Below are 25,544 nucleotides of genomic sequence, written 5' to 3'. Positions count from 1 at the left end.
TTTCACCTCTTTCATAAATTTTTATTCACATGAGTTCTAAAGTTATTGCTTCATAAGGTTTAAGTGAAATTTCATTTAACTTAGTATTTACATCCTCATAGTTATTTAAAATAATTTTATATTTATCTGTACCTAACTTAATATGAGAATTTTCATTTGATAAGTTAACAATAACTTGAATAGTTTTACTATCTTTTTGTCGGTAATAACTAATAATGTTCTCATTAATATCATGAGTTATAGGTTGAAATTCTCCATTTATGAATACGTCTTTATATTCAGAGTTATTTCTTAAATCTATAAGTTTTTTATAAAAGTTAAATAAAGATTTATTACTATTTAATTGTTCCGCAGCATTAATTTGAGGGTATTCTTCAGTTAAAGGTAACCAAGGTAAGCCTTTTGTAAAGCCCCCATTTTTTGAATTATCCCATGGGAAAGGTGTGCGTGTATTATCTCTGCTACGCAAATTCACAAAATTTAATGCTTCCTCTTTACTAAATCCTTCATCAATGGAACGATAATAATTGTCTATGCTTGAAATATCATTAAATTCATCGATTGATTGTCTATTAAAATTAGTCATACCAAGTTCTTGCCCCTGATATATAAAAGGTGTACCTCTTAAGAAGAAATACATCATCGCCAAAGCACTTCCTCCAAAGAAGTTCTGATATTTTTCGTCTTTGATATATTTTGAAAGTGCTCTAGGTTGGTCATGATTTTCTATAAAGTTAGCACCCCATCCTACTTTTTGAATTGCGAGTTGACTATTGTATATTAATTTTTTAAATTCTTCCGTAGTCCAATTAGTTCGTTTAAACCAGTCACTTCCGGATTCAACATCTATGTCAGCGTATTTAAAGTCAAAAATCATAGAAAAATATCCATCTTCTCCTATAAAGTCAGATAGTTCGTCATATTTTACGCCCGGTGCTTCTCCTACAGTTACACAATCATATTTATCAAAAGTTTCACGTTTTAATTCATGTAAAAACTTTTCTATTCCAGGTTGATTTCTTGTTTTATATTTACAAGTAACTAAATTATCATTACCGTCAGCAGGTAAACTCTCAAAACCTTGATCTTTTTTTAAAAATGTAATGGAATCTATTCTAAACCCTGCAAGACCTTTATCTAGCCAAGTGGTAATCATTTTATAAATTGCTTGTCTAAGTTCTGGATTCTCAAAATTTAAATCAGGTTGCTTTTTATCGAATACATGTAAATAATATTTATCTTCATTTGGAAGTTTCGTCCACACGCTACCACCAAATATAGAGCGCCAATTATTCGGTGGGTTTCCATTTATCCCCTCTTTTATGATGTAATAATCTCTATAAGTGCTACTTGGATTTTTTAAAGCTTCTTGGAACCAATAATGCTCATCTGATGTATGATTGATAACAAGATCTAATATAACTTTAATACCTATTTCTTTCGCTTTACTTAATAATTCATTTAAATCCTCCATCGAGCCAAACTCATTGTTAACATCTAAGTAATCAGAAATATCATAACCGTTATCTACCATAGGTGATTTATAAATCGGACAAATCCAAATCATTGTTATGCCTAACTCTTTTAAATAATCTAGTTTTTGAGTTATACCCTTGATATCTCCAATTCCATCATTATTACTATCGTAAAAACTTCTAGGATAAATTTGATAAATTATTTCTTTTTGCCACCATTTTTGTTTCATTTTGTCTCTCTCCTTTATGGTATCGATACCATATTTATGTTTTAATCAAGCAACTTATATAAAGTTGCTTGTTTTTTATGTAGAACTTCTTACAATAATATCTAATTCTAGTGCTTCTTTATTTACAATATATTCACATTCGTTTAAATAACTCATTAATAAGTTTGTCGTTTCAATCCCTATTTCGTCTATAGGTTGAGAAACTGTGGATAGAGGGATACTGAGCATTTCAGATAAGGGTTGATTATCATATCCCATTATTGCTATCTCCTCTGGGATGTTTACCTCATTTTGGATAAATGTCTTAATCATACCTGCTGCTACTTCATCACTTCCAGCAAATATAGCTCTTGGCCATTTTTCTTTATCAAGATTCAAGATACTTTTAGCGATTTCTTCCCCATCATTAATAGTATGTATATTTTTATATATACGGTCAAAATTTAAAGGAATATTGTTGTCTTGCAATGCCTTAATATATCCTCTATTTCGTGAAGAACCATGTTTGGTTTCTTTAAACTCCCCACCCGTACAATATGCTATATCTGTATAACCTTTTTCTATTAGATATAAAATAGCTCTGTAAGTAGCGTTTTCTTGATTTGTTCCAACTACTGGTAACGTAGAAGACGATAAAGAGATATCACCGGTAATTACTATTGGTCCATATTGTTCATATTGTTCAATTACAGATAAATCATTTTCAATAGAAGCCATAATGATACCATCTATATGCTTTTGTTTTAGCATATTTAATAACCTTAATTCTTCATCTTTATTATCATATGTTTGCATTATTAATGTATGATAATTTGTTTTTTTCACAACTTTTTCGATAGAATCAATAAGGTATGCAAAAAAAGGATTCGTAATTCTTGAAACGATAATACCGATAGTAAAAGACTTATTTGATCTTAATTGAGTTGCAGCTGAGTTTGGAGAATAGTCTAATTCTTTCATAGCAAGCTTAATCTTTTCTTTCTTTTCCTCAGTTATATAAGGATGATGATTTAAATAACGAGACACAGTTGTGACCGATAGACCTGCATGCTTAGCTACATCCTTAATAGTTGCCATTTTTATACCGCCTTTATATGAAATCGATTTCATATAAAGGTTAAAACATTTAATAATATTTGTCAATCTATAATTACATAAATCCACCAAGTGTATCTTTCATATCATTACCCCTTACCATTTTATTTTCAAGCAGTTGTCTATCTTTATCATATAAGTCCCATATTTCCATATTGTTTCCCCCTTCTTTTGTAAATTATGAATTTCATTTTATTTTATAACAATCAGTGATGAGAGGCAATTGTGTTAAGGTTGGATTAAGTATGAAGTTCGTTAATTATATAAAAACTAAATTCACTTTGTTTAAATTCTTATATTTCTTCTGTAACATCATAATTGGAGTTTAATTTTAGTATAACTTTTAAGTAAGGAGGTTAATTATGAGAAAGTACACTTTATTATTTACTTTAAGTTTAATTTGGGGCTCTCAATTTTTATTCATTGCTCTGATTACACATGATGCTTCTTCTATTACGATTTCTTTTTATAAAGCATTACTTGCTACTTTATTTTTATTTATAATGACATTATTTATGCGCAAAACGCCCTATAAAAAACAATGGGGTCTTTACATATTAATTGCTATTTTTTGAAGTTGTTATTCCATTTATATTTATTGTGCAAGGTCAGCGTTATATTTCTAGTGGTATGGCTTCTATTATTATTGCATTAACACCTGTGTTCACATTGTTTATTTTAATTTTAATTAGACAACGTAAATTTAATTTAGTTGAGATTTTCGCTTTAATATTAGGTATTTTTGGTATTGTAATACTTTCTTGGAATCCTGAAAAGTTAGGTTTAGTAGAATATGTTTCACTAGGTCTATTATTAATTGCTTCATTAAGTTTTGCTATATCTTTAGTTCTTATGCAAAATTTACAAGATGACGTTCCAATCCATCATATGAGAAACGTTTTATCGATTGCGACCATTATTTTAATACCAATTACTATATTTTCTTCTAATACATTTACTTTACACTTTGATTCTTTACAGTGGTCTTCCTTGATCATACTTGGTTTAGTCCATTCTGCTTTAGCTTATGTTATTTATAACATTCTCGTTAGACAATACGATGCTGTGTTTGCTTCGTTATCAAATTATATTGTACCTGTCGTTGGGGTATTATTAGGCGTTTTAATATTACATGAGCATTTAACGCTTAACATTATAATTGGTAGCGCAGTTGTTTTATTATCATTGATTATTTCTCAACAAGTTAAAAGCGGCTAAAATATTTAAATTTCATAATAAAAAGTCTTGTTCTTAAATCAGAACAAGACTTTTTATACGTTATAATATTATTGTTTTTCTTTTCTAAATATATTCTCTTTCTTTTTTCCTTTTGCTAGTTCATCTATAAGCTTATCTAAGTATCTAATCTCTTGCATGATTGGTTCTTCTATATCTTCAACACGAATACCACAAATGACACCTTTAATTAATTTTCTATTTGGATTTAAATTTGGTGCTTCGTTAAAGAATGTTTCGAAGTCAGTTCCTACATCTAATATTTGTTCTAATTCCTTCTCATCATATCCTGTTAACCAAGTAATAGCTTCATCTACATCTTCTTTTGTTCTGCCTTTTTTCTCTACTTTTTTCACATAATGAGGATATACACTTGATACGCTCATTGAATATATTTTATGTTTTTCCATAATATCTCTCCTTTAAATTCTATATTCTTGTTTTCATTTTCACTTGGCTTAAACTACTTGCTATTAAACCTAATATAAGAAGTATAGATGCAAAAATTAAAGCATGGTTATAATTGTTCGTATCTCCAATTAATATACCGGCAAAGTAAGGTGCGATAACTTGTCCTAAACTATATATAAATGTAAGTATAGCTACAAAATTCATACCTTGAACAGCGCTTATAACTTGCCCTTTTGACATAAATAAAGTCGTTAAACCTAAAAATGTAGAACCAAATAAACAAGAACTAATAATAAGACTTATTACACTATGAGAAAATACAGGTAAAATTACGCCAATGATTTGTAACATAAACGCTAAATTGACAGCCTTTGCGTTTCCAATCTTATTACCTAATATCGACCATAATACACATGACGGGATTGCAGCTAAACCTACAAACATCCAACTTAAAGCAGCATATTCATGTAAATTTGGGATAGATTCCACGATTGCTACTAAAAATGTACCGGTAACAATATATCCAGCGCCTTCTAGTAAATATGCAATTGAGAAGAATACGAAAAACCATTTCGTATATGTCTCTTTATGAGGTACTTTTAAATCTTTCTGTTGCGTCTTTATAGGATCTTCAATCTCTTTCATTGAAAACACTACAATTGAGCCAATTATAAGTGATGAAACACCTAGTATTATCCAGGTTCCCGACCAATTTTGTGCACTGGTATAAAAATGTACAAATATACTGCTCGTAAAAATACCAATACCCACTCCACTATATAAGAAACCTGATAAATGTGATTTATTCCCTTTATTTAACGATTCTAATACTACATTTGAAGCCAATACAAAAACTGTACCACTCGTAATACCTGCTATAAATCTCAGTATATTCCATGTAATAAACTCACTTGTAAAGCCCATAAATAGTACGGAAATAATATTGATTAATAAATATAATTTTAAATCGATTACTTTACTTTTAAATATGTAAAACGTAGGTATCATTGCTCCTAATAAATATCCCAAATAATTAATTGTAGCTAATAATCCCGCATCTTGATTACTTAAATTCGTCGCTTTTTGCATAAATGGCAAAATAGGTGTATATGAAAAGCGACCTATCGCCATCACGATAAAAAGAGACAACATTCCGAGTAATAGTTGTTTATATGTTTTATTTACCGACAAAGTTGTACACCTCTTTCTAACTACTTAATATTATTATCTACTTCTTATCTATCATAAACAATATCAAATCTCATAAAATTCAATACAAAAACAGAGACAACTCTTGTCATTTTAAGAATCGCCTCTGTTTTTCATTTTATATTTTAATTATTATTTTTCTTCTTTTCTTTTTCTTTTACCAAATAAGAAGAACGCTCCAAATGCTGCTAGTAAAGATCCAAATAATGTTGTATTTACAATTTCTGATTCCCCAGTTTTAGGTAAAGCTTTTTTATTTTCTTTTTGTTTAGATTTCTCTTCTGCTTTTCCTTTATTATCTTTTTTCATCATTTCTTTACTATTTGTTTGTTTCATTGCCGACATATTAGATTGTTTTTCTGGCATACTTGATGACATACCAGTTGTGTTTTTAGCGTCTTTCATCGGCACGTCTTTCATTTTGTTAGTACATTCTTTTTCATCAGACTTCTCTTCTGATTTTGTCGCCATTGGTTTCTCTTCTGCTTTCATTGCTGGTTTTGTTGCCATCGGTTTCTCTTCTGCTTTCATTGCCGGTTTTGTTGCCATCGGTTTCTCTTCTGCTTTCATTGCTGGTTCTGATGGCATTGGTTTCTCTTCTGGCTTCATTACTGGTTTTGTTGCCATCGGTTTCTCTTCTGGCTTCGTTGCTGGTTCTGATGGCATCGGTTTCTCTTCTGGCTTCGTTGCTGGTTCTGATGGCATCGGTTTCTCTTCTGGCTTCGTTGCTGGTTCTGATGGCATCGGTTTCTCTTCTGGCTTCATCGCTGGTTTATCCATGTTTGTTCCTGAATCAACAACATCACCTAAATCATTAATTCTAACGTGATAAGAACCTTCATATTCAACTTCAGGTGTAACTAAATGTATTTTGATAATTGTGTTATAAATATCTTTACCTTCTTCTAGAGGGAACATAATTGTTCTTTCATCTTTTTCTTTATCTCTATTTATAGTAAGTGGTCGTTTATATCCATCTTTACCTTCAACTTGGAAATCTTTCCACATAGAATCATGAGATAATGTCACAAGAAGCATCTTTTTACCATTTTGTTCGATCACTTGTACCGGTCGTTTCACTTCAAAATCCATATGTGATTGTTCTGGTTTCGAGCTGTGTAAGATTGTGATTTTTCTTTCATTTGGATTATTTATATCAACTTTTGTAATCGGTGCATTCTCAAACTCAGTTACAGCAGATTTTAATTCTTTATCTAATTTATTTTCTAGATCTTGTAATTCTTTTGTATAACTTTCTTTTTCTTTGTCTTGTACTTTATTGATTAATTTTTTAAGTTCGCGTATTTTATCTTCTAAAGTTTTAGCATTATCATATTTTTCTCTATCTTTTTTCTTTTTATAATCAGATTGGCTATCATAATTATTTTTCTCATTTACGATTGGTTTTTCGAATACAATTTTACCTAATGGATATTCATTAACCATACCCAATGCTTTACCAGTACCTTTAATTTTAATTTCTTTTGTATTTTCTTTTACTTTAACCCTTACTGTTGCAACTTCATTTTCAGTATCGTAAGAAACAACTTCATAATCTAATTTATCTGTTCCATCAAATAAATCAAACTCTAACCATGTAGAAGGTCCATCCACCTTAAATTCTACAATTGGTTGCTTACCATCAAAAATAATATGAGCTGGATTTTTAATCATTAAACTGTAATAAGTTAATTTTTCATTTGTTTCATTATTGAAAATCGCATAATTAATTGGTCTCATTTCATCATTTAATTTTTTATCATGAATAGAAGGATTTTTAACATCTTCTCTTAATTTCGAAGTCTGTTCTTCTTTATTTGCTGACATATTATCATTTTTAGGTTCTTCTGCTGGTGTAGCTGGCTCTTTAACTGGTGGTGCTGGTACTTCATTATCGAAAAATAAACGAGTTGTATATTTATTATCATAGTTTATAAATGGCACAACAATATGTACTTTTGATGTTAATTCTTTTACACCAGGGTTTACTTCAGCTTGAACAGTACACTTGTCTTTGTCTTCTGATAAAGTTTCTATGTTTAATTTATTTGTTCCGTCATATAATTCGAACATTTTCCACCATGAAGGGTTTTTTAGAGTGAATTGTACATATGATTTATCATTCTCATGTTTAACTTTTGAAGGATGTTCTAAATAGTCATCCATAACTGATTTATCTTCCGTTTTTTCTTTTTTAACAACAAATCCTAAATCTTGTAATTGATTGTTTGCATTAGCTTTTTCATTAACGTTACTATTATCTGCCTGTGAAGGTTGAGTAGTTGGCTTATTTACTTCTGGTTGTACTTGTTCATTTGAGTTTTCAGCAGCTTTATCCGCTACTCGTGGTTGTTCTGCTGTATTCGTGTTGGGTTGAGCATTTCCATTCTGATTATTTTCTACTGTGCTATTTTCTTTATTTGGTTGAACTGTAGATGCTTCAGACCCTGTAGGTTCTTTATCTGTTTTCTTCTCAACTGTTGTGGCATCTGCAGGTTTACTGTTATCTGCAATATTTTGTGGCGCTTCTGTTCTTGCACTATTAAGGTCATTTACTGGAGTAGCTTGATCATCCATTGCATGAGCTTCATGGTTAATACCTAAAAATAAAGTAGCTCCTATCGCTATGGATGCCGCGCCGCATGTGAATTTTCTAATTGAGTAGTGGTGTCTTGTCTTTGGTTCAGTTTGCTTCGTGATGTGATTTCGATGTTTTGACATGCTTAATCTCTCCTTAAATAAATTACAATGATAATGATAATCGTTATCATTAATTGCTTGAAAATATTATAGCATCTCAATTCCAGTTTTGAAATAATTTTTTGGATAATTTTGTAAATTATTATTCAGTTAAAAAAAGACCGCTTCTTTTTACAAGAAACGATCTACTATAAATATATATTTAAACTAGTTTTTTCTTAGTGAATTTATTCATAATCCATCTAATAAATAGCGCAATTGATATGACTATACCTATATAACCAAATATCGGATAGAAGAAATTAACTAAGTCTACGAAACCTACGAAGCTTAATCCGTAGCCAAATAATAATCCGACAATGAGTAACATGAGATATTTTTTTGAATATGCTTTTGTAAAACGTGTTAAGAATGGATACATTAAACCAACAATTGTATTATATATTACAAGCATCATAATAATAGCCATACAAAATCCTAAAATAGGATGAATTTGTTCTGCCAGTAGTAATGTTGGCAAGCCATATTCGTTAGATTCTTTTAAGTTAACAAGCATACCAACGTTTATTAGAAGCATCAATACAATAATAATGATACCTCCTATTAAAGGACCTCTTCTTGCTACTTTATGCGAACTAGCGCCCGATCCTACGATTGTTAAAAAACTAAACACTGTTGCCATATCTAGCCCAGCATATGTAATTGCGTCCCACCACCATAATCCTGTTGGAGTACGATCTATTTGTCTATACTCATTCACTTCAGAAAAAGGAATCGTTGGATTGATAATATGGTACCCTGCAATAATTAAAACTAAAACAATTAAAAATGGTGTAATCGACCCTAATGCTTTCATAATGTTATCAAAGTTAAGCAATAAAGTTATAAATACTGCAATAGTCATAATCAAGGAACCTAGCCACGGCTCAATACCAAAACCATCTTGAAAGGCCGAACCCGCACCTGCAATCATAATGACAGAAAGACCGTACAAGAAGAAAATTAATATGTAATCAATTATGGTGCCTAGTTTGTTACCAAATATATTTACTAAGGAAACTTCATACGACTCTGTATCTAATCTGTATCCAACTTTTGAAACTTGTCGACCTACAAATATTACAATAATCGCAGTTAGTATAACGCCAGGGATGCTCCATAAGCCAAAATTCGTAAAGAATTGTAGAAGCTCTTGTCCTGTTGAAAAACCCGCACCTACAATTACGCCTGTATAAGCGAATGCTATTCCTATCGATTCTTTGTTGTGTGCTTTCACTTTAAAACTCTCCTTTAAATTTTCGCTATACAATTTTATCTTCCCTAATAAAATAAAATTATTCTAAAATTGTAAAATTATTTTGCACAACAGAAATAGTTGCTCATACTTCTTATAATCTCATCATATATAAAAAGCTGATAAAACACGTTTAGTTACGCATTCTATCAGCTTAATAAGTTTTATAAAAATTCTTGTATCGTTTCTATGATTAAATATATGTTTAAGATACTTAATACAACAGCTAAAATCCAAGATATGATGTTAATCCAAGTTTTATTAGTAAATTGTTCCCCCATTATTTTAGGATTATTCGTCGCCATAATTAACGGAATAATACTAAAAGGTAATGCTAAACTTAAAAATACTTGTGTAAATATTAACATATCTTCTATTTTTGATTCACTTGAACCATATAACCATAAACAAATGAACACTGGAATAACAGCTATCACACGAGTTACTAATCTACGTACCCATGGTTTTAATTTAATATTTAAGAATCCTTCCATAACAATTTGCCCAGATAATGTACCTGTGATGGTAGAATTCTGTCCAGATGCTAGTAATGCGATTGCGAATAATGTACTCATCACAGCGCCACCTACAGCACCGCCAACGTTTGAATGGCTTAGAGCATGGTATAAATCAAAGAATCTACCTAATGCTTCGTTACTGCCATAGAATAATGCGGCACCTAGTACTAATAATAAACAATTAATCACAAATGCAATTGTTAATTGAATATTAGAATCTATAATAGCGTATTTTATAGCACTTTTTTTACCTTGATTATTTCTTTTATAATTTCTAGATTGAACGATAGATGAATGTAAATATAAGTTGTGTGGCATAATCGTCGCGCCAATTATACCTAAAGCTATATATAACACACCCTTATTCGTTACAATTTCAGAACTAGGGATAAATCCAGCAAATAATGAACTCGCATCAGGGGATGATAAATATACTTCAAATACGAATATTACGAGAACTGTAAATATTAATACACCAACAATTGCTTCTATTTTTCTGAAACCTAATTTTATAATCATCAGTAATAAAAAGACATCTAACACTGTAATTGTGACGCCTAATGCTAAAGGAATATTAAATAATAAATTAAGAGCTATGGCACTACCGATTACTTCGGCGATATCTGTTGCCATAATAGCTAATTCTGCTAACACCCATGAAAAAATGCCAAGTGGTTTATTCGACATATACTTTGTAACTTGTGCTAAATCCATACCACTCGCAACACCTAAACGAGCACTCATACTTTGTAATAACATCGCTGCTAAACTTGATAATAAAATAATAAATAATAATATATATCCAAATTGTGCCCCGCCAGCCATAGATGTAATCCAGTTACCTGGATCCATGTATCCGACTGCTACTAGTAAGCCGGGTCCTAAATACATGAGAAATTTTCTAAAAGCATTTGCCTCAGAGTCAAAGGACACTGTACTATTAATTTCTTCTAAACTTCTGCCCATATCTAACACCTCTATATGAAGAGGATAAACCTATTAACTTGTTTTGTAAATATTTTTGTTAGGTATACCTAAACTTTTATACTAGTTTGAAATTGCATATATAATTAAAAACTCCTAATCCATTAGTTAAATATACTAGGATTAGGAGCTTTATTTTGATTTTGGGATTTACATCCCAAGATCATCTTTATAAATCATTAAACTAAACTTAAACGTTAGAATCTTTTACTAAAGGATTATCTGGTTTAATAAAGAACCACATAATGATTGCAAATACTACTGGTACCATCATTAATTGTAATGTCATTGTCCAACCAATTCTATCAGCTAGGAAACCTGCTAATAATGGACTGAGTAATGCACCGATGTTACCCCACAAGTTCATCCAACCTGAAACTGTACCTGCAAAGTTACGACCTAAATCAGTAGCTGTAGCCCAACTCATACCCATTGATAAACCTACACCACCTAAACAAAGTGATAACCAGAATATGTTCATAGCTAAACTATCTGTCGATAATGCAAAGTAAAGTGAGATACAGAATACAACAAATCCAGATATTGCGATTACGCCACGTGCCATAAATTTAGATTTACCGCTTGATAAAATTTTATCTGAAATAGTACCACCTAGCATAATCAATATAAACATTGCTAACCAAGGTGCACCTGCAATGAATCCCATTTTATTAAATTCTACATGATGTGTTTCGTGTATGTATGTAGGTAACCAAATTAAGAATAACGTGATAACAAACTGTACAACAAAGTATTGTGCTGCAATTGCGTAAAAACTGAATCTACTGAAAAATACTTTCCATGGAGCAGTAGTCTTATCAGTTTCTACTACATCACGCGTTTCCATAATATATCTTTGTTCAGCTTCGTTAACCATTTTATGTTGTTCAGGTAAGTCTTTCGCAATAATTGCCCAAAGTATAGCAATTACGATACCAACTAGACCGAATATATAAAACACTGCTTGCCAGCCAAAAGCGTTCATAATAGCAATTGTCACTATTGGTGCAATAACAGGTCCAAAATACGACCCTGCTAATAATGCAGAAGATGCTCTACCTTTTTCATTTTTATTAAACCAATAACTGTTAAATACTGCGTTAGAAGGGTACATTGGCGCTTCACCGACACCGAATAAGAAACGTACAAGATATAATAATCCGTGATTCTTAATAATACCTGTTAAAATTGTGAAAGCACTCCACCAAAGTAGTGCAATTGTTAACATTTTCTTAGGACCAAATTTCTCCGCTAAAACCCCTGAAGGTACTTGCATTAAAGCGTAACCTAATGAGAAGAATGACGCTAATAAACCAAATTGCGTCTTGTTCATATTTAAATCTTCCATCATTGGTCCTGCAATTATAGAAATATTCGAACGGTCCATATATGCGATTATACCGATAATGAAAAATGCAATTGCAAAAAACCATCTAATATTAGTTCTTTTTTCCTTCATATTTATCCAACTTTCATAATTAATTTATCCATAAATTCATGTGGTCATATGATGACTTATTTAATAAATTGAATATAGCATAATAAGGAAACGCTTACAACATAAATTTTTATATTTTAAATTAAATATAGTTTGTGATTAATTGCACATAAATTAGATTAACTAAAAATTCCTTTTATTTTTAATACTAAAAAAGCCACCCCATTGAATTTATTATCAATGGCTCGGCTTTTTATAATCTATTATTTTATTTATATGTCTCAAGACAATAACTCTCTACACCACATTTTGGACACTTTAATTTTCTAGTTTGATACGTATGATTTGAAGTAAACCACTCTGAAAATTTTGGTTTAAAATCCCTTTGACAATTTGGGCACACATATTGAACGACCTCATAATAACGCTTTGAAGCTATTACTGCATATAATATGATAAATGGATAAACAAGAATAATTGGTTTCCATTTCTTTTTTAATATAGCCATCAATATACTACTGTATTGTATAACTCCTACGCCTATTGATATTCCCATAAACTTTTTTCGAAAGTTTTGCATCTTTTGATGTTCTTCAGACTTATTTCTTAAATTTAAAATATTAGATACAGGATAATTACTTTCTTTACTAATACTCTCTTTTACAAACTTAATTTGTTTATGCTTTTGCTTATTATGCTCTATATTATCATCAAGTTGCAGTAACTTTTCATCTAACAACATATTGAGCGTTTTAATAGATTGCGTTGAATAAAGTAATTCTTTAATTTCTTTCAATGAAAAATTCATATCTTTCAATGTTGTAACAATTCGTAGTTGATTGAGTTCTTCTTCAGTATAAAATCTTCTATTATTTAAAATTACGCTCGGCTTAACTAAACCTTTCTTATCATAATACTGTACAGTTCTAACTGTGATATCACATAATTCTGCTACTTCACCTGTAGTCCACTTCATATTTTGCCTCCTCATTTTTATAACGATCACTATATTAGTGTTAGTTTAATTGTATCTTGTGACCTTACGTTATAAGCAAGAAGAAAATACTTTTTCCTTAATATTATGTACAGGTTAGACTGACGTATGTGTAAATTCAGCCCATGGATATTCTTTTGGTGGTTCTGATTCAACCGTAATCATTTCATCTTTAGTCGGGTGCTTAACACTTAAGCTAGATGCCCAAAGCGCAATTTGTTGCCCATGTTTATTTACGTGCTCCCCATATTTTTGATCACCATAAAGGGGTGTACCTTGATTAGCTAATTGAACTCTAATTTGATGAGATCTACCAGTTTTTAATTCTACTTCTAACATACTCAAATTATCTTTTTTACTTAACACTTTATATTCAAGTATCGCTTTTTTACCATCTTTATTCTTAGAACTAACGACACTCACAAGATTCTTCTTACGATCTTTGTATAAGTAATCCACTAATTCCCCTTGTTTATTAGGTAATGTTCCACGAATAATCGCTTTATATTTTCGATATATTTGTTGTTTCCTCAATTCATTAGACAAACGAGACGCTGCTTTAGATGTACGCGCAAATACCATCACGCCTCCTACTGGTCTATCAAGTCTATGTACAAGTCCTAGGTATACATCACCAGGCTTATTATATTTTTCTTTAATATAACTTTTTAGCATGTTCAATAAATCCATATCTTTTGATGCATCTTCTTGAACTGCAATATTGACTGGCTTCTCCACTATGAGTAAATGATTATCCTCATATAGTACATTAATATGCACTAAAATCACTCCTATATAAATAATTAAAAATTCTTATCAACTTTAAAATTTTTGGGTTTATAAAAATTTAATAACATTCAATATAACATTGAAATATAAAAAATCAATAATAGATAAATGGAATAAAAATACATCATTTATAAAAAATAAATACGCTTATTATGTACATAATCACAATGGTGTACATAAATATAAATAACATTTGTGATTAAAGGTTGTACAACTCTTTGATGTGCTGTGATAAATTGGATTTAACAACAAAGGAGGGAATCAATATACAGAAGGAAAACTTTAATATCATAACTGAAATGATCAAAAATCCAAAAATAAAAGGTAAAGATTTAGAATCGATGTTTAACATATCTCGCAGACAACTAGGATACAGAATTCAAAAGTTAAATGATTGGTTGAAAGAACAAGACTATCCACAAATAGAAAGAACTAGTCAAGGTTTCTTTATAGTTGATGATTCAATTAAAGATTTTCTTAATATTCCTAGTGAAACTCTCCATCAAGAAAGTGAGCAGGTTTATACAGCCTATCAGCGCGCGCACCTCATTTTGTTGATGTTGTTTAGAGAAGATGAAGTACTATCTTTGAATCACTTCTCAATCGATTTAGAAGTAAGTAAGAATACTGTGCTCAATGACATTAAACAATTAAAGGAATTAATAAGCTCGTACAATGTATCAATTAATTATTCACGCCAACAAGGATATTACTTATCTGGTAATGAGTTTGAAGTAAGACGCTTATTGATGAGATTAATTGATAAAGTATTCACTTTAAATATTTCAGAAAATGACGTAATCAATAGTTTAAATATAGAAGAAGACAAAATAATATTGATTAACAAACACATTAATAAAGTGGAACAATATTTAAATAATATGTTCATTGACGAAAGTACACTTACATTACCTTATAAACTTTACTTGATATTAAGGCGAATTAATCACGATAAGATAGTCGCACCATTTTCTATTGGTTATGATGATCTTTCAGATACTCAAGAATATCAAGCAACTGAAATTTTAACTTCAAATTATCAAGAAATACCTATGCAAGAAAAGTTGTTTATAACTTTGCAATTATTATCAACGAGTGTTCAATGGTCAGAATTACATGATGTTCAACATCTGCCAGAACTTCAATATGCACTTGAAGAAATGATTGAGCAATTTGAAAAACTAACATTTATTACTTTTAAAGATAAAGAATCGTTAATTCATCAGCTTATGCATCATATGAAGCCTGCATTTTATCGTATTCGTTATCAATTATCTGATGTTGATAGCTTAACAAATTCACTAAAAGAAGATTATAAAGAGCTCTTTCACTTAGTTAAATTATCTTCTAAACCTTTAGAAAAGTTTCTTAACCAAGAATTACCGGATAAAGAAACAGTTTATTTAACAATGTTAATAGGCGGAAGTTTACGGAGGCAAGATGAAGATATCGATCAAAAAGTAAAAGCCGTTGTTGTTTGTACACAAGGAACTTCTATTTCGAAATTAATGTTGCAAGAATTAAGAAGTGTATTTCCAGAATTTATTTTTCTAGATGCTTTGTCACTTCGCGAATTTAATCAATACGATTTAGATTTTGATATCGTATTTTCGCCAATGCACATTATGACGAATAAAAAATTGTACATTACAAAAACGATTTTGACTGCTCAAGAGAAACACGAGCTAAGGCAACATGTTTTTGGTCAATTAAATAACACTTTAGAAACAGATATCCAAGCCGAAAAAATGCTTTCAATTATACGTGAACATGCCACGGTTCATAACGAAGCTGAACTGTTCAATCAAATTAAAGATCAATTTGAAGATACGTATGCATATTCATCCATTAAAGCATCTACTTTGTCTATAAATAGCAATTTAGATTTACAAGATTTATTGCCTGTAAACCATATTCATTTCACAAAAAATGTTATGAATATCGAGGAAGCTATTCAATTAGCAGCTGAACCCCTTGTCAAAATGCGGTATATCGATAATCAGTATATAGACTTGATGAACAATGCTTTTGACGATACTTATATGGTAATCAATCAAAATATAGCGATACCTCATGCTGATGGCGAGGACACTGTTAACCGTACTTCAATGAGTATGTTGGTACTAGAAGAACCTCTTAAATTAAGTACAGGGTTAGACGTTTATATCTTTGTAGTCATTGCTGCAGCTGATAAATTTAAACATTTACGTCCCCTACTACAATTAAGAGATTTGTCTCAAGATACTCAAAATATTCAACGTATTTCACAAACTCAATCTAAAAGAGAAGTTTATGAAATTATTAAGCATTACTCAAAAATAGATTAAAACAAAGGGGTTGCGTTATATGCAAGATTTGAAAATCGATATCTCGAATGTCCTTATAGATTTAGAGGCATCGACAAATGAAGAAGCATTAAGTAAGTTATCTGACCAGATGTATCAAAACGGATATGTTAAAGAATCTTATAAAGATGCTGTAATAGAAAGAGAACGTTCATTTGCAACAGGTTTACCAACTGTGTATTGTTCTGTGGCAATCCCGCATACCGACATTCAGCACGTACAATCTAAAGCAATCGGTATCGCTACGCTCAAAGAAACAGTTCCATTTGTCATTATGGGAGAAGAAAAAGAAACAACAGATGTGAAGTTAATTTTTATGCTAGCAATGGATAAAGAGGAGGCTCAACTTTCATTACTTCAAAAATTAATGGGCATATTCCAAAATGATGAAATTTTAGAAACTATTGCAAACGCAACTGACAAAGAAACAATTGTAGAAACGATAGATAAAGAATTAAGCGAAGTTTAAAAAATTAAAATATAACAGGAAAAGAATTTAAATATTAAATTCTTAAAATTAGGAGGAAATAATTATGAAACAAGTATTAGTAGCATGTGGAGCAGGTATCGCAACATCAACAGTGGTAAATAACGCAATCGAGGAAATGGCTAAAGAACACAATATTAAAGTAGATTTAAAACAAATTAAAATTTCAGAAGTTGGCGCATATACGGATACAGCAGACCTTCTCGTTACAACAGCTATGACTCAAAAAGAATATGACTTCCCAGTAATTAATGCACGAAACTTCTTAACTGGTATTGGTGTAGAAGATACTAAAAAAGAAATCTTAGACGCTTTACAAAAATAATAAGTTTTTAAAATCAAAATAACTAGCATGTGGTTGAAATTCACAACTTTGATATTTCAACCTCATTCTTCTAAAAAAGAGGATGGTGTAGGGTATGAGTGGTTTCGTAGATTTTATTCAAGCTTTTCTAGACTTAGGTGCAACGGTTATTCTACCGATTGTTATATTTTTACTAGGTTTATTCTTTAGACAAAAAGTCGGTGCAGCATTCCGTTCAGGTTTAACAATCGGTGTTGCATTCGTAGGTATATTTTTAGTTATTGATTTACTTGTAAATAACTTAGGACCAGCAGCACAAGCAATGGTTAAAAACTTAGGTGTAAGTTTAAATGTTATTGATGTAGGTTGGCCAGCAACTTCTTCAATCGCTTGGGCTTCAGTTATTGCAGCTTTTATCATTCCATTAGGTATCGTTATTAACGTCATTATGTTATTAACAAAGACTACAAAAACAATGAACGTAGATATATGGAACTTCTGGCATTACACATTCATGGGTGCCATGGTTTATGCAATTTCAGGTAGTATTTGGCAAGCTTTAGTCGCTGCTGCACTATTCCAAATTGTTTGTCTGAAAGTAGCAGACTGGACAGCTCCAATGATGAGCGAGTTCTATGATCTACCAGGTGTTTCAATTGCAACTGGTAGTACAATTTCATATGTTCCTGGGATTTTCTTAGTAAAAGGACTTCAAAAAATTCCTGGCATTAACAAATTAAACGCTGATCCAGAAACAATTCAAAAACGTTTCGGCGCATTTGGTGAATCTATATTTGTTGGTTTAGTTCTAGGTTTGATTATCGGTATATTAGCAGGTTATAACGCTGGAGATGTTATTAATTTAGGTATGTCGATGGCAGCAGTAATGGTATTAATGCCTCGTATGGTTAAGATTTTAATGGAAGGTTTAATGCCAGTTTCTGAATCTGCACGTACTTGGTTAAATAAACGATTCGGTGATCGTGAAATTTACATTGGTCTAGACGCAGCAGTTGCACTTGGCCACCCAGCAGTTATTTCAACTGCATTAATTTTAGTACCAATTACAGTTTTATTAGCAGTTATTTTACCTGGTAACCAAGTCTTACCATTTGGTGACTTAGCAACAATACCATTTATTGTTGCATTTATAGTAGGTGCCGCACGTGGTAACATCATACATTCTGTAATTGTCGGTACAATTATGGTTGCTATTTCTTTATACATCGCAACAGATGTAGCACCTATCTTTACTAGTATGGCAGATGGAACAAACGTCAAAATGCCATCAGGCTCATCACAAATCTCAAGTCTTGACCAAGGTGGTAACATCTTAAACTATATTATCTTCAAGTTCTTTAGTTTGTTTAATTAATAATAAGGGGATGAAAGTTCATGAAAGCATTAGTAAAAACTGAACCTGGATTTGGTAATTTAGAAATATTAGAAAAGGAAATTCCCACACCTTCTGAAAATGAAGTGAAAATAAAAGTTCATTATGCTGGTATTTGCGGTACTGATGTACACACGTATGAGGGTCACTATAAAGTAAACTACCCTGTTACATTAGGTCATGAATTTTCAGGAGAAATTGTCGAAGTAGGCTCAAATGTTAATGATTTTAAAGTTGGCGACCGTGTGACTTCAGAAACAACTTATTATATATGTGGTGAATGTGAATATTGTAAAACTGGTGACTACAACCTTTGTAACCATAGAAAAGGTCTAGGAACACAGCAAAATGGTGGATTTACTAATTATTTAGTTGCTCGTGCTGCAAGCGTTCATAAATTACCTGATAACGTATCTTATAAAGCCGCTTCTATGACAGAACCATTAGCTTGTGCTTACCATGCTGTTTCTAAAATCGATATTTATCAAGACGACACGGTTGTAGTTATGGGGCCAGGTCCTATAGGATTATTAGTCGCTCAAGTTGTGAAAAGTAAAGGTGGAAAAGTCATTATTACTGGCTTAGACAACGATAAAGCACGTTTAAAAAAAGCAGAAGAACTGAACTTAGATCACGTTGTTAACATCCAACATACTGATTTGAAAGAATACGTTAATGGTTTAACAGATGGTTATGGCGCTGATGTAGTATTAGAATGTTCAGGTGCTGTACCAGCTGCAAAACAAGGTCTTGATTTATTACGTAAAAAAGGCCGATATGTTCAAGTTGGTATTTTTAAAGACCCTGAAATTCCTTTTGATTTAGAAAAAATCGTACAAAAAGAAATTAGAGTTGTTGGTAGTAGAAGTCAAAAACCTGCAGATTGGGAACCTTCATTACAACTATTAAGCACTGGAGAAGTTAACGCTGAGGCGCTCGTTACTACTGAATTAGATATAACACAATGGGACGAAGGATATAACCACATTAAAGGTGGAGAAGGTATTAAAGTATTACTCCGCCCTATCCAATAAATTATTAAAGGAGATTATTGAATATGGTAGAACCAATGTTAGATTTTATGCTTGGACCAATGAGAGGTATTACTGATTTTTACATGAATAACTTACTCGTTTGTAATAGTGCTGTTTTCTTAAGTTACTTTGGAGCAAAGTTATTCAAGAAGAAAGAAGTTTCTGCTGACCAGTCATAACAATTTATAATCAAGGGAGGGTGAAACATTTGAAATCATTAAATTTATACGGTGTTGAAGATTTGAGATTTGAAGATACATTAAATCCTACTATCCAAACACCTACTGATGTCATTATTAAAGTAAAAGCAACTGGCATATGTGGATCAGACACTTCACGCTATAAGAAACTTGGTCCTTACCGAGAAGGGATGACTTTCGGTCATGAATTCTCTGGTATAGTTGAAGAAATCGGAGATGAAGTTACACATGTTAAAGTCGGGGACTCGGTAACGGGTTGCCCTGCAATTGCATGTCACACTTGTCAGTATTGTGAAAAAGGTGAATACTCAAGATGTGAAAAACTCTATGTTATAGGTTCATATGTACCAGGTTGCTTTGCTGAATATGTCAAATTACCCTCACATAATGTGTTAAAATTACCTGATAACGTCGACTTTGATACAGCAGCTATGGTTGAGCCATCTGCTGTTGTATCACACGGTTTTTATCGTACCAATATGAAACCCGGTGCTACTGTAGCAGTGATGGGATGTGGTAGTATTGGCTTACTAGCTATCCAATGGGCAAAAATATTTGGCGCTACAACAATTATTGCTATCGATATAGATAGTCATAAATTAGAAATAGCTAAAGAACTCGGTGCAGACTATATCATTAACTCAAAAGATAAATCACTCGAAGACGCAATATCAGAAATCAATTGTAAAATAGATGTCGCTGTAGAATCTGCTGGATCACCTTTTACTATCGGACAAGTACTAACACTCCCTACTAAAGGTGGAGAGGTATTACTATTAGGCATACCTTATGCAGATATCGAATTAGAACGCACACATTTTGAAAAAATATTACGGAACGAATTAAACGTTTTAGGTTCATGGAATGGTCTATCTGCCCCATTTCCTGGGAAAGAATGGACTGCAACATTACATTATATGGCTACTGGAGAAATCCAAGTTGAACCTATCATTTCAGATAAGTTACCATTAAGTGAAGGTCCAGATACATTTTATAACTTAGTTAATAAGAAGAAACATTACGACAAAGTTATATTCCATCCATAATTTCAACATTGCCATATATCAATAATAAACAAAGGTAGCGGGATTGGGATTGAAAAAAGTTTGATAAATAATTCCTAACTCAAAATAAATAACATCTCATTGTACTGATTTATTCAGTTAGAAATGAGATGTTATTTTTATATAATCTACTACGATTTTGTTCGTGCATGCTTGTTTAGGTTATGAGTCTAGGATTCAATATCTCAGGCCTTTTGTTATATTGGCAGTAGCTGACTGGATTAGGACTATTCCCTAAAGCGTCAGTGCTTTACAAAATCGTGGGAAGTAATGTGCTAACGGGCTTGTTCACAACCACTTGCTCGTTAGAAAATGTAACGGGCTTGTCTTATATTTCTTGCACGTTAGAAGCTACTCACGCTGACACAACAAAAGTCCAAGACAATTGTTATGCCCCGGACCCGGTTTCATTGTTGTTTACAATGAAGCGTAATGTATTGTCATATTTATTTTAGTTGTATCATTACCTTTATTGCGGTAACTGTGCTGACAGTTTGCTTTGAATTTAATTGAATCATTCTTTTCTAGATAATAAGTTTGATTATTAACTACTAGTTCTAGTTCTCCTTCATATACAGTTAAATATTCTGTTGCACCGTTTGTATGTCGTTCACTTTCTAAAAATCCACCCGGTTCAATTTCAACCATATAGATTTCAAATTGTTTATCTTGTTCAAATGAGAAATATGGATAAACTTTATATTTATCACTATCCATCGTTATTTCGTGTAACTCTGATTTTTTAATGACTTCAATCTCTTCAGTTTGCTCTTCTATTAAAGAAGTAAAAGACAATTTTAATCCGTTAGATATTTTCCAAATAGTTGAGATGGATGGTATTGAATCCAATCTTTCAATTTGTCCAAGCATTGTTTTGCTAACGCCTGTCATTGTTGCTACTTTATCTAAAGTTAGCCCTTCATTTTTTCGATATTTTTTAAGATTTTCTGCTATTATTTCATGAATCTCTCTCATACAATTTCACCTTCTTATTTACAATATAACGCACTAAAGTTATAATATAAAGCACAACAACTATAACGAATATAAAAACGTTATAGCATATTTAGGGAGGTTTTTAAATGCTCGTTCTGTCTATGACCATTTACGCTGTAGTTTCTAGTTTCACGCCTGGCCCTAACAATATAATGTCTCTTTTTTATTCCAAACATAACGGCATGATTGGTTCTTTAAGATTTTGTATCGGTGTCGGTTTAGGTTTCTTTTTATTATTACTTATTTCAAACTTTTTTAGTTCATTTTTATATCAAGTATTCCCTAAAGTTCAATTATTTATGAAGATTTTTGGTGCTGTGTATTTATTATATTTAGCTTATAAAATTGCTACAAGTAAAAGTACAGATGAAAATGGTTTTAGCGAAAAATATAATAACATTAAATTTGGAATGGCTCTTCAATTCATCAATCCTAAAGGTACAATTTATGCATTGAGTGTTGTCGCAGCTTTTGTTACACCTAATTTTGAAGATCCATTATTGCAATTTATAATGCTTATTTATTTAGCTTTAATTGGTTTCTTAGGAACATTTAGTTGGAGCGTTTTTGGTAGCATCTTCAAAAAATTTATAAACCAATATGAATTAATGTTTAATCTTATAATGGCATTACTACTCGTTTATACTGCTATAAGCATCCTATATGTATAAAAAGAGGCATTATTTAAAAACAATGCCTCTTTTTTAATATTAACTATTTTGTTTAGAAAATGCTTTACCAATTGCGTCTAATTTTACTGGTGCGTCTGAAGCTGCCATTTTCACTTCGACAAAATGCATTTGATTTGGTTTTGAATTAATGTTTAATAATGTTTTTTCTAAGTCTTCAGATGTTTCTACATCATGTATAGCGACTTTATCTTTCCCACCGAACACTGCTGGTAGTAGTTTATAATCCCACATTTGAATGTCATTATATGGTTGGTTTTCACCATGAATTTTACGTTCAACAGTATAACCATCATTATTTATCACGAATATAACAGGTTTTAAATCTTCTCTAATCATCGTTGAAAGATCTTGTGCTGTTAATTGTAATGAACCATCACCTATTAATAAAATATTTCTTCTATATAAATCAGCAAGTTGTGTACCTAAAGTTGCTGGTAAAGTATATCCGATTGAACCCCATAAAGGTTGTCCTATAAATGTATTATCTTTGTATAAATTTAAGTCATAAGCGCCGAAGAATGACGTTCCTTGTTCAGCTAACACAACATCATCAATACCTATAAACTCTTGCATCATTTTAAAGTATGTTTCTTGCGTTAACGGTTCGTTATTCACTGTATAGTTGCCTTTTGCTGCACGTTTAAGCTTTGGATATGATGCTTTATTTTCATAATTCACATCAAGTAAACCATTTATAAGATTTGGCAATGTGATATCAAATATTTTTGTTTCATTTAATTTGAAATTGTAATGATTAATCATTACGACATCATCAATATCAAAACCAAATGAATACCCTGCCGTAGCTGAGTCTGTTAATTTTGCACCGATATTTAATATTGCATCACTATTATCTACATAATTTCTAATGTTTTCTTCAGCGATACTACCATCATAAATTCCCATATATAACGGACTTTCTTCATTAAATGCACCTTTACCTAAAGATAATTGTGCTACTGGTATTTGCGTTAATTGTGCAAATTCGTTTAATTGTTCATGCAGTTTAAAACTATTTATTTCATGTCCTGCGATAATAACAGGTTGTTTAGCAGATTGAAGTTTTTCTTGAACCATCTTAACAATATTAGAAACATCTTGTTGTTCCGGTTCAGCTAATTTAAATCCTTCTGTAATTTCAATTTCAGATTGTGCTACATCAATAGGTAAATGTATGTGTACTGGTCTCTTTTCAGATAGTGCAGCATTAATCAAGCGTGGAATTTCTTGTTGCGCATTCTCTGTTGTAATATACCCTTGAGCTGTTGTAATTTCTTCATACATTTTTCTATAGTTGTCGAATTGTCCTTCTCCTAAAGAATGGTGTACATATTTTCCTGCATTTTCAACTACAGTACTAGGTGCTCCAGTAATTTGAATGACAGGTACACGTTCAGCATATGAGCCTGCAATCCCGTTTACAGCACTTAATTCACCTACTCCAAAAGTCGTTACCATTGCAGCAATTCCATTCAATCTTGCATAACCGTCAGCTGCATAGCTTGCATTCAATTCATTCGTATTACCAACCCAATCTAAATTTTCATGGCTTATAATATCATCTAAAAATGCTAAGTTAAAATCACCAGGAACACCAAAAACTTTGTTTACCCCAGCTTCACTTAAACAATCCATTAAATATTCCCCAACACGTTTTTTCATGTCCATTCCACCTTTATATATATTGAATAACTATTTAGGTCAATTATATTGACCTATTAGTGTAAAAAAATATCTTTGGATATTTCTTATAGTTTCTTTAATCTATCTAACAATTACTATTGTATGCCTTTATACTAATTAAGTCAATTAACTTGACCTATAAATGCGTTTTATTCTTTTTTCTATTATAATGAACAAAAAGGAGACGACACTATGGATAATAAAAATAATTATGATCATATGCTTTTTTACTTCGCATACAAAACATTTATAAATACAGCAGACGACATCATTAAAGATCACGGAATGAGTAGACAACATCATAGATTTTTATTCTTTATTGATCAGCTACCTGGCATTACGATTAAAGACTTACTCGAAACATTAGAAATATCTAAACAAGCTTCGCATGCATCATTGAAAATGCTTAAAGAAAAAGGACTTATAAGAGATGCCGACTCACCAAACGATAAACGTGTAAAATGTCTATACCCAACTGAAGAAGGCAGTGCACTAGTAAACAAATTAAACCGTGCCCAAAATGAATTACTACAAGAAACATTTGGAGAAGCAGGAACAGACTGGCATGAAGTAATGGAGCAACTTGCGGACCATCGTTCAGGATTCAAAAATATAAAGTCACTTAAACCAAAAGATAAATAATCAATATAGGAATGTTGTATGTGGGCCCCGTCTTACAACATTCGGAAAAATATTAAAACAGGTTGGACAAAGAATTGTCTCAACCTGTTTTTATGTGAATTATCTATTCTTTTCTTTTTGTACATTTTCTTCTATAACACTATGAAAAACTGTACATATTATAAAAAGTACTGTTACAACTACAAAGCTATATGGGAGCTTCTCTAAATAAAACCAACTTATATGTGTATTGAATAAATTATTAGATGAATAAATAATAAATCTCGATAATAATAGTAGTAACAGTATGGAAGCTGTAGATTGTAGGACGTTGTCTATTAGTTTGATCATA

The 25,544-nt window shown here is 31.4% G+C and carries 24 protein-coding genes; 11 read left to right on the top strand and 13 right to left on the bottom strand.

From position 1 onward, the window contains the following. Positions 1-25: 25 nt before the first annotated feature. Together ACNMOQ_RS01800 and ACNMOQ_RS01795 are read right to left on the bottom strand one after the other, a co-directional pair. Positions 26-1,705 carry an alpha-glucosidase gene (locus ACNMOQ_RS01800; protein ID WP_369964416.1) on the bottom strand — a complete coding sequence of 560 codons (1,680 nt, stop codon included), beginning with the start codon at positions 1,703-1,705 and terminating at the stop codon, positions 26-28. Between the two features lie 75 nt (positions 1,706-1,780). After that, positions 1,781-2,782 (bottom strand): LacI family DNA-binding transcriptional regulator, encoded by a 1,002-nt coding sequence (locus tag ACNMOQ_RS01795; protein WP_416350182.1) that lies wholly within the window; start codon positions 2,780-2,782, stop codon positions 1,781-1,783. 380 nt (positions 2,783-3,162) lie between these two features. Between ACNMOQ_RS01795 and ACNMOQ_RS01790 the strand changes: the two genes are divergently transcribed. Both ACNMOQ_RS01790 and ACNMOQ_RS01785 read left to right on the top strand, forming a co-directional pair. After that, entirely contained in the window at positions 3,163-3,375 is a 213-nt protein-coding gene (locus ACNMOQ_RS01790; RefSeq protein ID WP_416350181.1) for an EamA family transporter, read from the top strand. Further along, the gene (locus tag ACNMOQ_RS01785) at positions 3,362-4,018 is read left to right on the top strand and encodes a DMT family transporter (protein WP_416350180.1); all 657 of its coding nucleotides are present in this window, start codon (positions 3,362-3,364) and stop codon (positions 4,016-4,018) included. Before ACNMOQ_RS01790 ends, ACNMOQ_RS01785 begins: the two co-directional genes overlap by 14 nt. Positions 4,019-4,086: 68 nt before the next feature. On the opposite strand, the gene ACNMOQ_RS01780 is transcribed toward ACNMOQ_RS01785, so the two are convergent. From ACNMOQ_RS01780 to ACNMOQ_RS01745, 8 genes are all read right to left on the bottom strand, one after another. Continuing rightward, positions 4,087-4,446 (bottom strand): DUF2200 domain-containing protein, encoded by a 360-nt coding sequence (locus tag ACNMOQ_RS01780; protein ID WP_323710909.1) that lies wholly within the window; start codon positions 4,444-4,446, stop codon positions 4,087-4,089. Positions 4,447-4,465: 19 nt separating this feature from the next. Next, positions 4,466-5,638, bottom strand: coding sequence for a YbfB/YjiJ family MFS transporter (locus tag ACNMOQ_RS01775; protein ID WP_218688723.1), 1,173 nt, complete (start codon positions 5,636-5,638; stop codon positions 4,466-4,468). A gap of 150 nt (positions 5,639-5,788) precedes the next feature. Continuing rightward, complete coding sequence (locus ACNMOQ_RS01770; protein WP_416350179.1) at positions 5,789-8,377, bottom strand: NEAT domain-containing protein; 2,589 nt, start codon at positions 8,375-8,377, stop codon at positions 5,789-5,791. A gap of 181 nt (positions 8,378-8,558) precedes the next feature. Then, the gene (locus ACNMOQ_RS01765) at positions 8,559-9,632 is read right to left on the bottom strand and encodes a YkvI family membrane protein (RefSeq protein WP_064204622.1); all 1,074 of its coding nucleotides are present in this window, start codon (positions 9,630-9,632) and stop codon (positions 8,559-8,561) included. A gap of 182 nt (positions 9,633-9,814) precedes the next feature. Then, complete coding sequence (locus tag ACNMOQ_RS01760) at positions 9,815-11,134, bottom strand: Nramp family divalent metal transporter (RefSeq protein WP_070045187.1); 1,320 nt, start codon at positions 11,132-11,134, stop codon at positions 9,815-9,817. A 208-nt stretch (positions 11,135-11,342) separates the two neighbouring features. Continuing rightward, entirely contained in the window at positions 11,343-12,611 is a 1,269-nt protein-coding gene (locus ACNMOQ_RS01755) for an MFS transporter (protein WP_064211778.1), read from the bottom strand. Between the two features lie 247 nt (positions 12,612-12,858). After that, positions 12,859-13,566 carry a MerR family transcriptional regulator gene (locus ACNMOQ_RS01750; protein ID WP_064211777.1) on the bottom strand — a complete coding sequence of 236 codons (708 nt, stop codon included), beginning with the start codon at positions 13,564-13,566 and terminating at the stop codon, positions 12,859-12,861. Between the two features lie 114 nt (positions 13,567-13,680). Further along, positions 13,681-14,364 carry an RluA family pseudouridine synthase gene (locus tag ACNMOQ_RS01745; RefSeq protein ID WP_017000192.1) on the bottom strand — a complete coding sequence of 228 codons (684 nt, stop codon included), beginning with the start codon at positions 14,362-14,364 and terminating at the stop codon, positions 13,681-13,683. Positions 14,365-14,672: 308 nt separating this feature from the next. Between ACNMOQ_RS01745 and ACNMOQ_RS01740 the strand changes: the two genes are divergently transcribed. From ACNMOQ_RS01740 to ACNMOQ_RS01710, 7 genes are all read left to right on the top strand, one after another. Next, a complete protein-coding gene (locus ACNMOQ_RS01740) occupies positions 14,673-16,700 on the top strand; it encodes a BglG family transcription antiterminator (protein ID WP_017000191.1) in 2,028 nt (675 codons plus the stop codon). Positions 16,701-16,719: 19 nt separating this feature from the next. Further along, a complete protein-coding gene (locus ACNMOQ_RS01735; protein ID WP_070045189.1) occupies positions 16,720-17,187 on the top strand; it encodes a PTS sugar transporter subunit IIA in 468 nt (155 codons plus the stop codon). Positions 17,188-17,251: 64 nt separating this feature from the next. Continuing rightward, positions 17,252-17,530 carry a PTS sugar transporter subunit IIB gene (locus ACNMOQ_RS01730; protein ID WP_239724034.1) on the top strand — a complete coding sequence of 93 codons (279 nt, stop codon included), beginning with the start codon at positions 17,252-17,254 and terminating at the stop codon, positions 17,528-17,530. 94 nt (positions 17,531-17,624) lie between these two features. Then, complete coding sequence (locus ACNMOQ_RS01725; RefSeq protein ID WP_017000188.1) at positions 17,625-18,884, top strand: PTS galactitol transporter subunit IIC; 1,260 nt, start codon at positions 17,625-17,627, stop codon at positions 18,882-18,884. A 20-nt stretch (positions 18,885-18,904) separates the two neighbouring features. After that, complete coding sequence (locus ACNMOQ_RS01720) at positions 18,905-19,936, top strand: zinc-binding dehydrogenase (RefSeq protein WP_017000187.1); 1,032 nt, start codon at positions 18,905-18,907, stop codon at positions 19,934-19,936. A gap of 23 nt (positions 19,937-19,959) precedes the next feature. Next, positions 19,960-20,115: a hypothetical protein gene (locus ACNMOQ_RS01715; RefSeq protein WP_017000186.1), complete on the top strand. Its 156-nt coding sequence runs from the start codon at positions 19,960-19,962 to the stop codon at positions 20,113-20,115. Between the two features lie 29 nt (positions 20,116-20,144). Further along, positions 20,145-21,182: a galactitol-1-phosphate 5-dehydrogenase gene (locus ACNMOQ_RS01710; protein ID WP_017000185.1), complete on the top strand. Its 1,038-nt coding sequence runs from the start codon at positions 20,145-20,147 to the stop codon at positions 21,180-21,182. 435 nt (positions 21,183-21,617) lie between these two features. Here the strand turns inward: ACNMOQ_RS01710 and ACNMOQ_RS01705 are convergent, their stop codons facing one another. Next, positions 21,618-22,175, bottom strand: a complete 558-nt coding sequence (locus tag ACNMOQ_RS01705; RefSeq protein ID WP_369917078.1) for a helix-turn-helix domain-containing protein — start codon at positions 22,173-22,175, stop codon at positions 21,618-21,620. 107 nt (positions 22,176-22,282) lie between these two features. Here ACNMOQ_RS01705 and ACNMOQ_RS01700 point away from each other — a divergent pair, with 107 nt between their 5' ends. Beyond that, the gene (locus ACNMOQ_RS01700) at positions 22,283-22,867 is read left to right on the top strand and encodes a LysE family transporter (protein ID WP_416350178.1); all 585 of its coding nucleotides are present in this window, start codon (positions 22,283-22,285) and stop codon (positions 22,865-22,867) included. A gap of 39 nt (positions 22,868-22,906) precedes the next feature. Here ACNMOQ_RS01700 and ACNMOQ_RS01695 read toward each other — a convergent pair whose 3' ends face one another. Then, positions 22,907-24,550: an alpha-keto acid decarboxylase family protein gene (locus ACNMOQ_RS01695; protein WP_231051432.1), complete on the bottom strand. Its 1,644-nt coding sequence runs from the start codon at positions 24,548-24,550 to the stop codon at positions 22,907-22,909. Positions 24,551-24,763: 213 nt separating this feature from the next. On the opposite strand from ACNMOQ_RS01695, the gene ACNMOQ_RS01690 reads away from it, so the two are divergent. Then, positions 24,764-25,213 carry a MarR family winged helix-turn-helix transcriptional regulator gene (locus ACNMOQ_RS01690; RefSeq protein ID WP_016999873.1) on the top strand — a complete coding sequence of 150 codons (450 nt, stop codon included), beginning with the start codon at positions 24,764-24,766 and terminating at the stop codon, positions 25,211-25,213. Positions 25,214-25,312: 99 nt separating this feature from the next. Here the strand turns inward: ACNMOQ_RS01690 and ACNMOQ_RS01685 are convergent, their stop codons facing one another. After that, positions 25,313-25,543: a hypothetical protein gene (locus ACNMOQ_RS01685; protein ID WP_282862015.1), complete on the bottom strand. Its 231-nt coding sequence runs from the start codon at positions 25,541-25,543 to the stop codon at positions 25,313-25,315. Position 25,544 lies beyond the last annotated feature (1 nt).

It is taken from the genome of Mammaliicoccus lentus, assembly GCF_947036595.1.
In the GTDB taxonomy this organism is placed as follows: domain Bacteria; phylum Bacillota; class Bacilli; order Staphylococcales; family Staphylococcaceae; genus Mammaliicoccus; species Mammaliicoccus lentus.
Note: the sequence above shows the minus strand (reverse complement) of the source record. Positions and strands in the feature narration are given on the sequence as shown.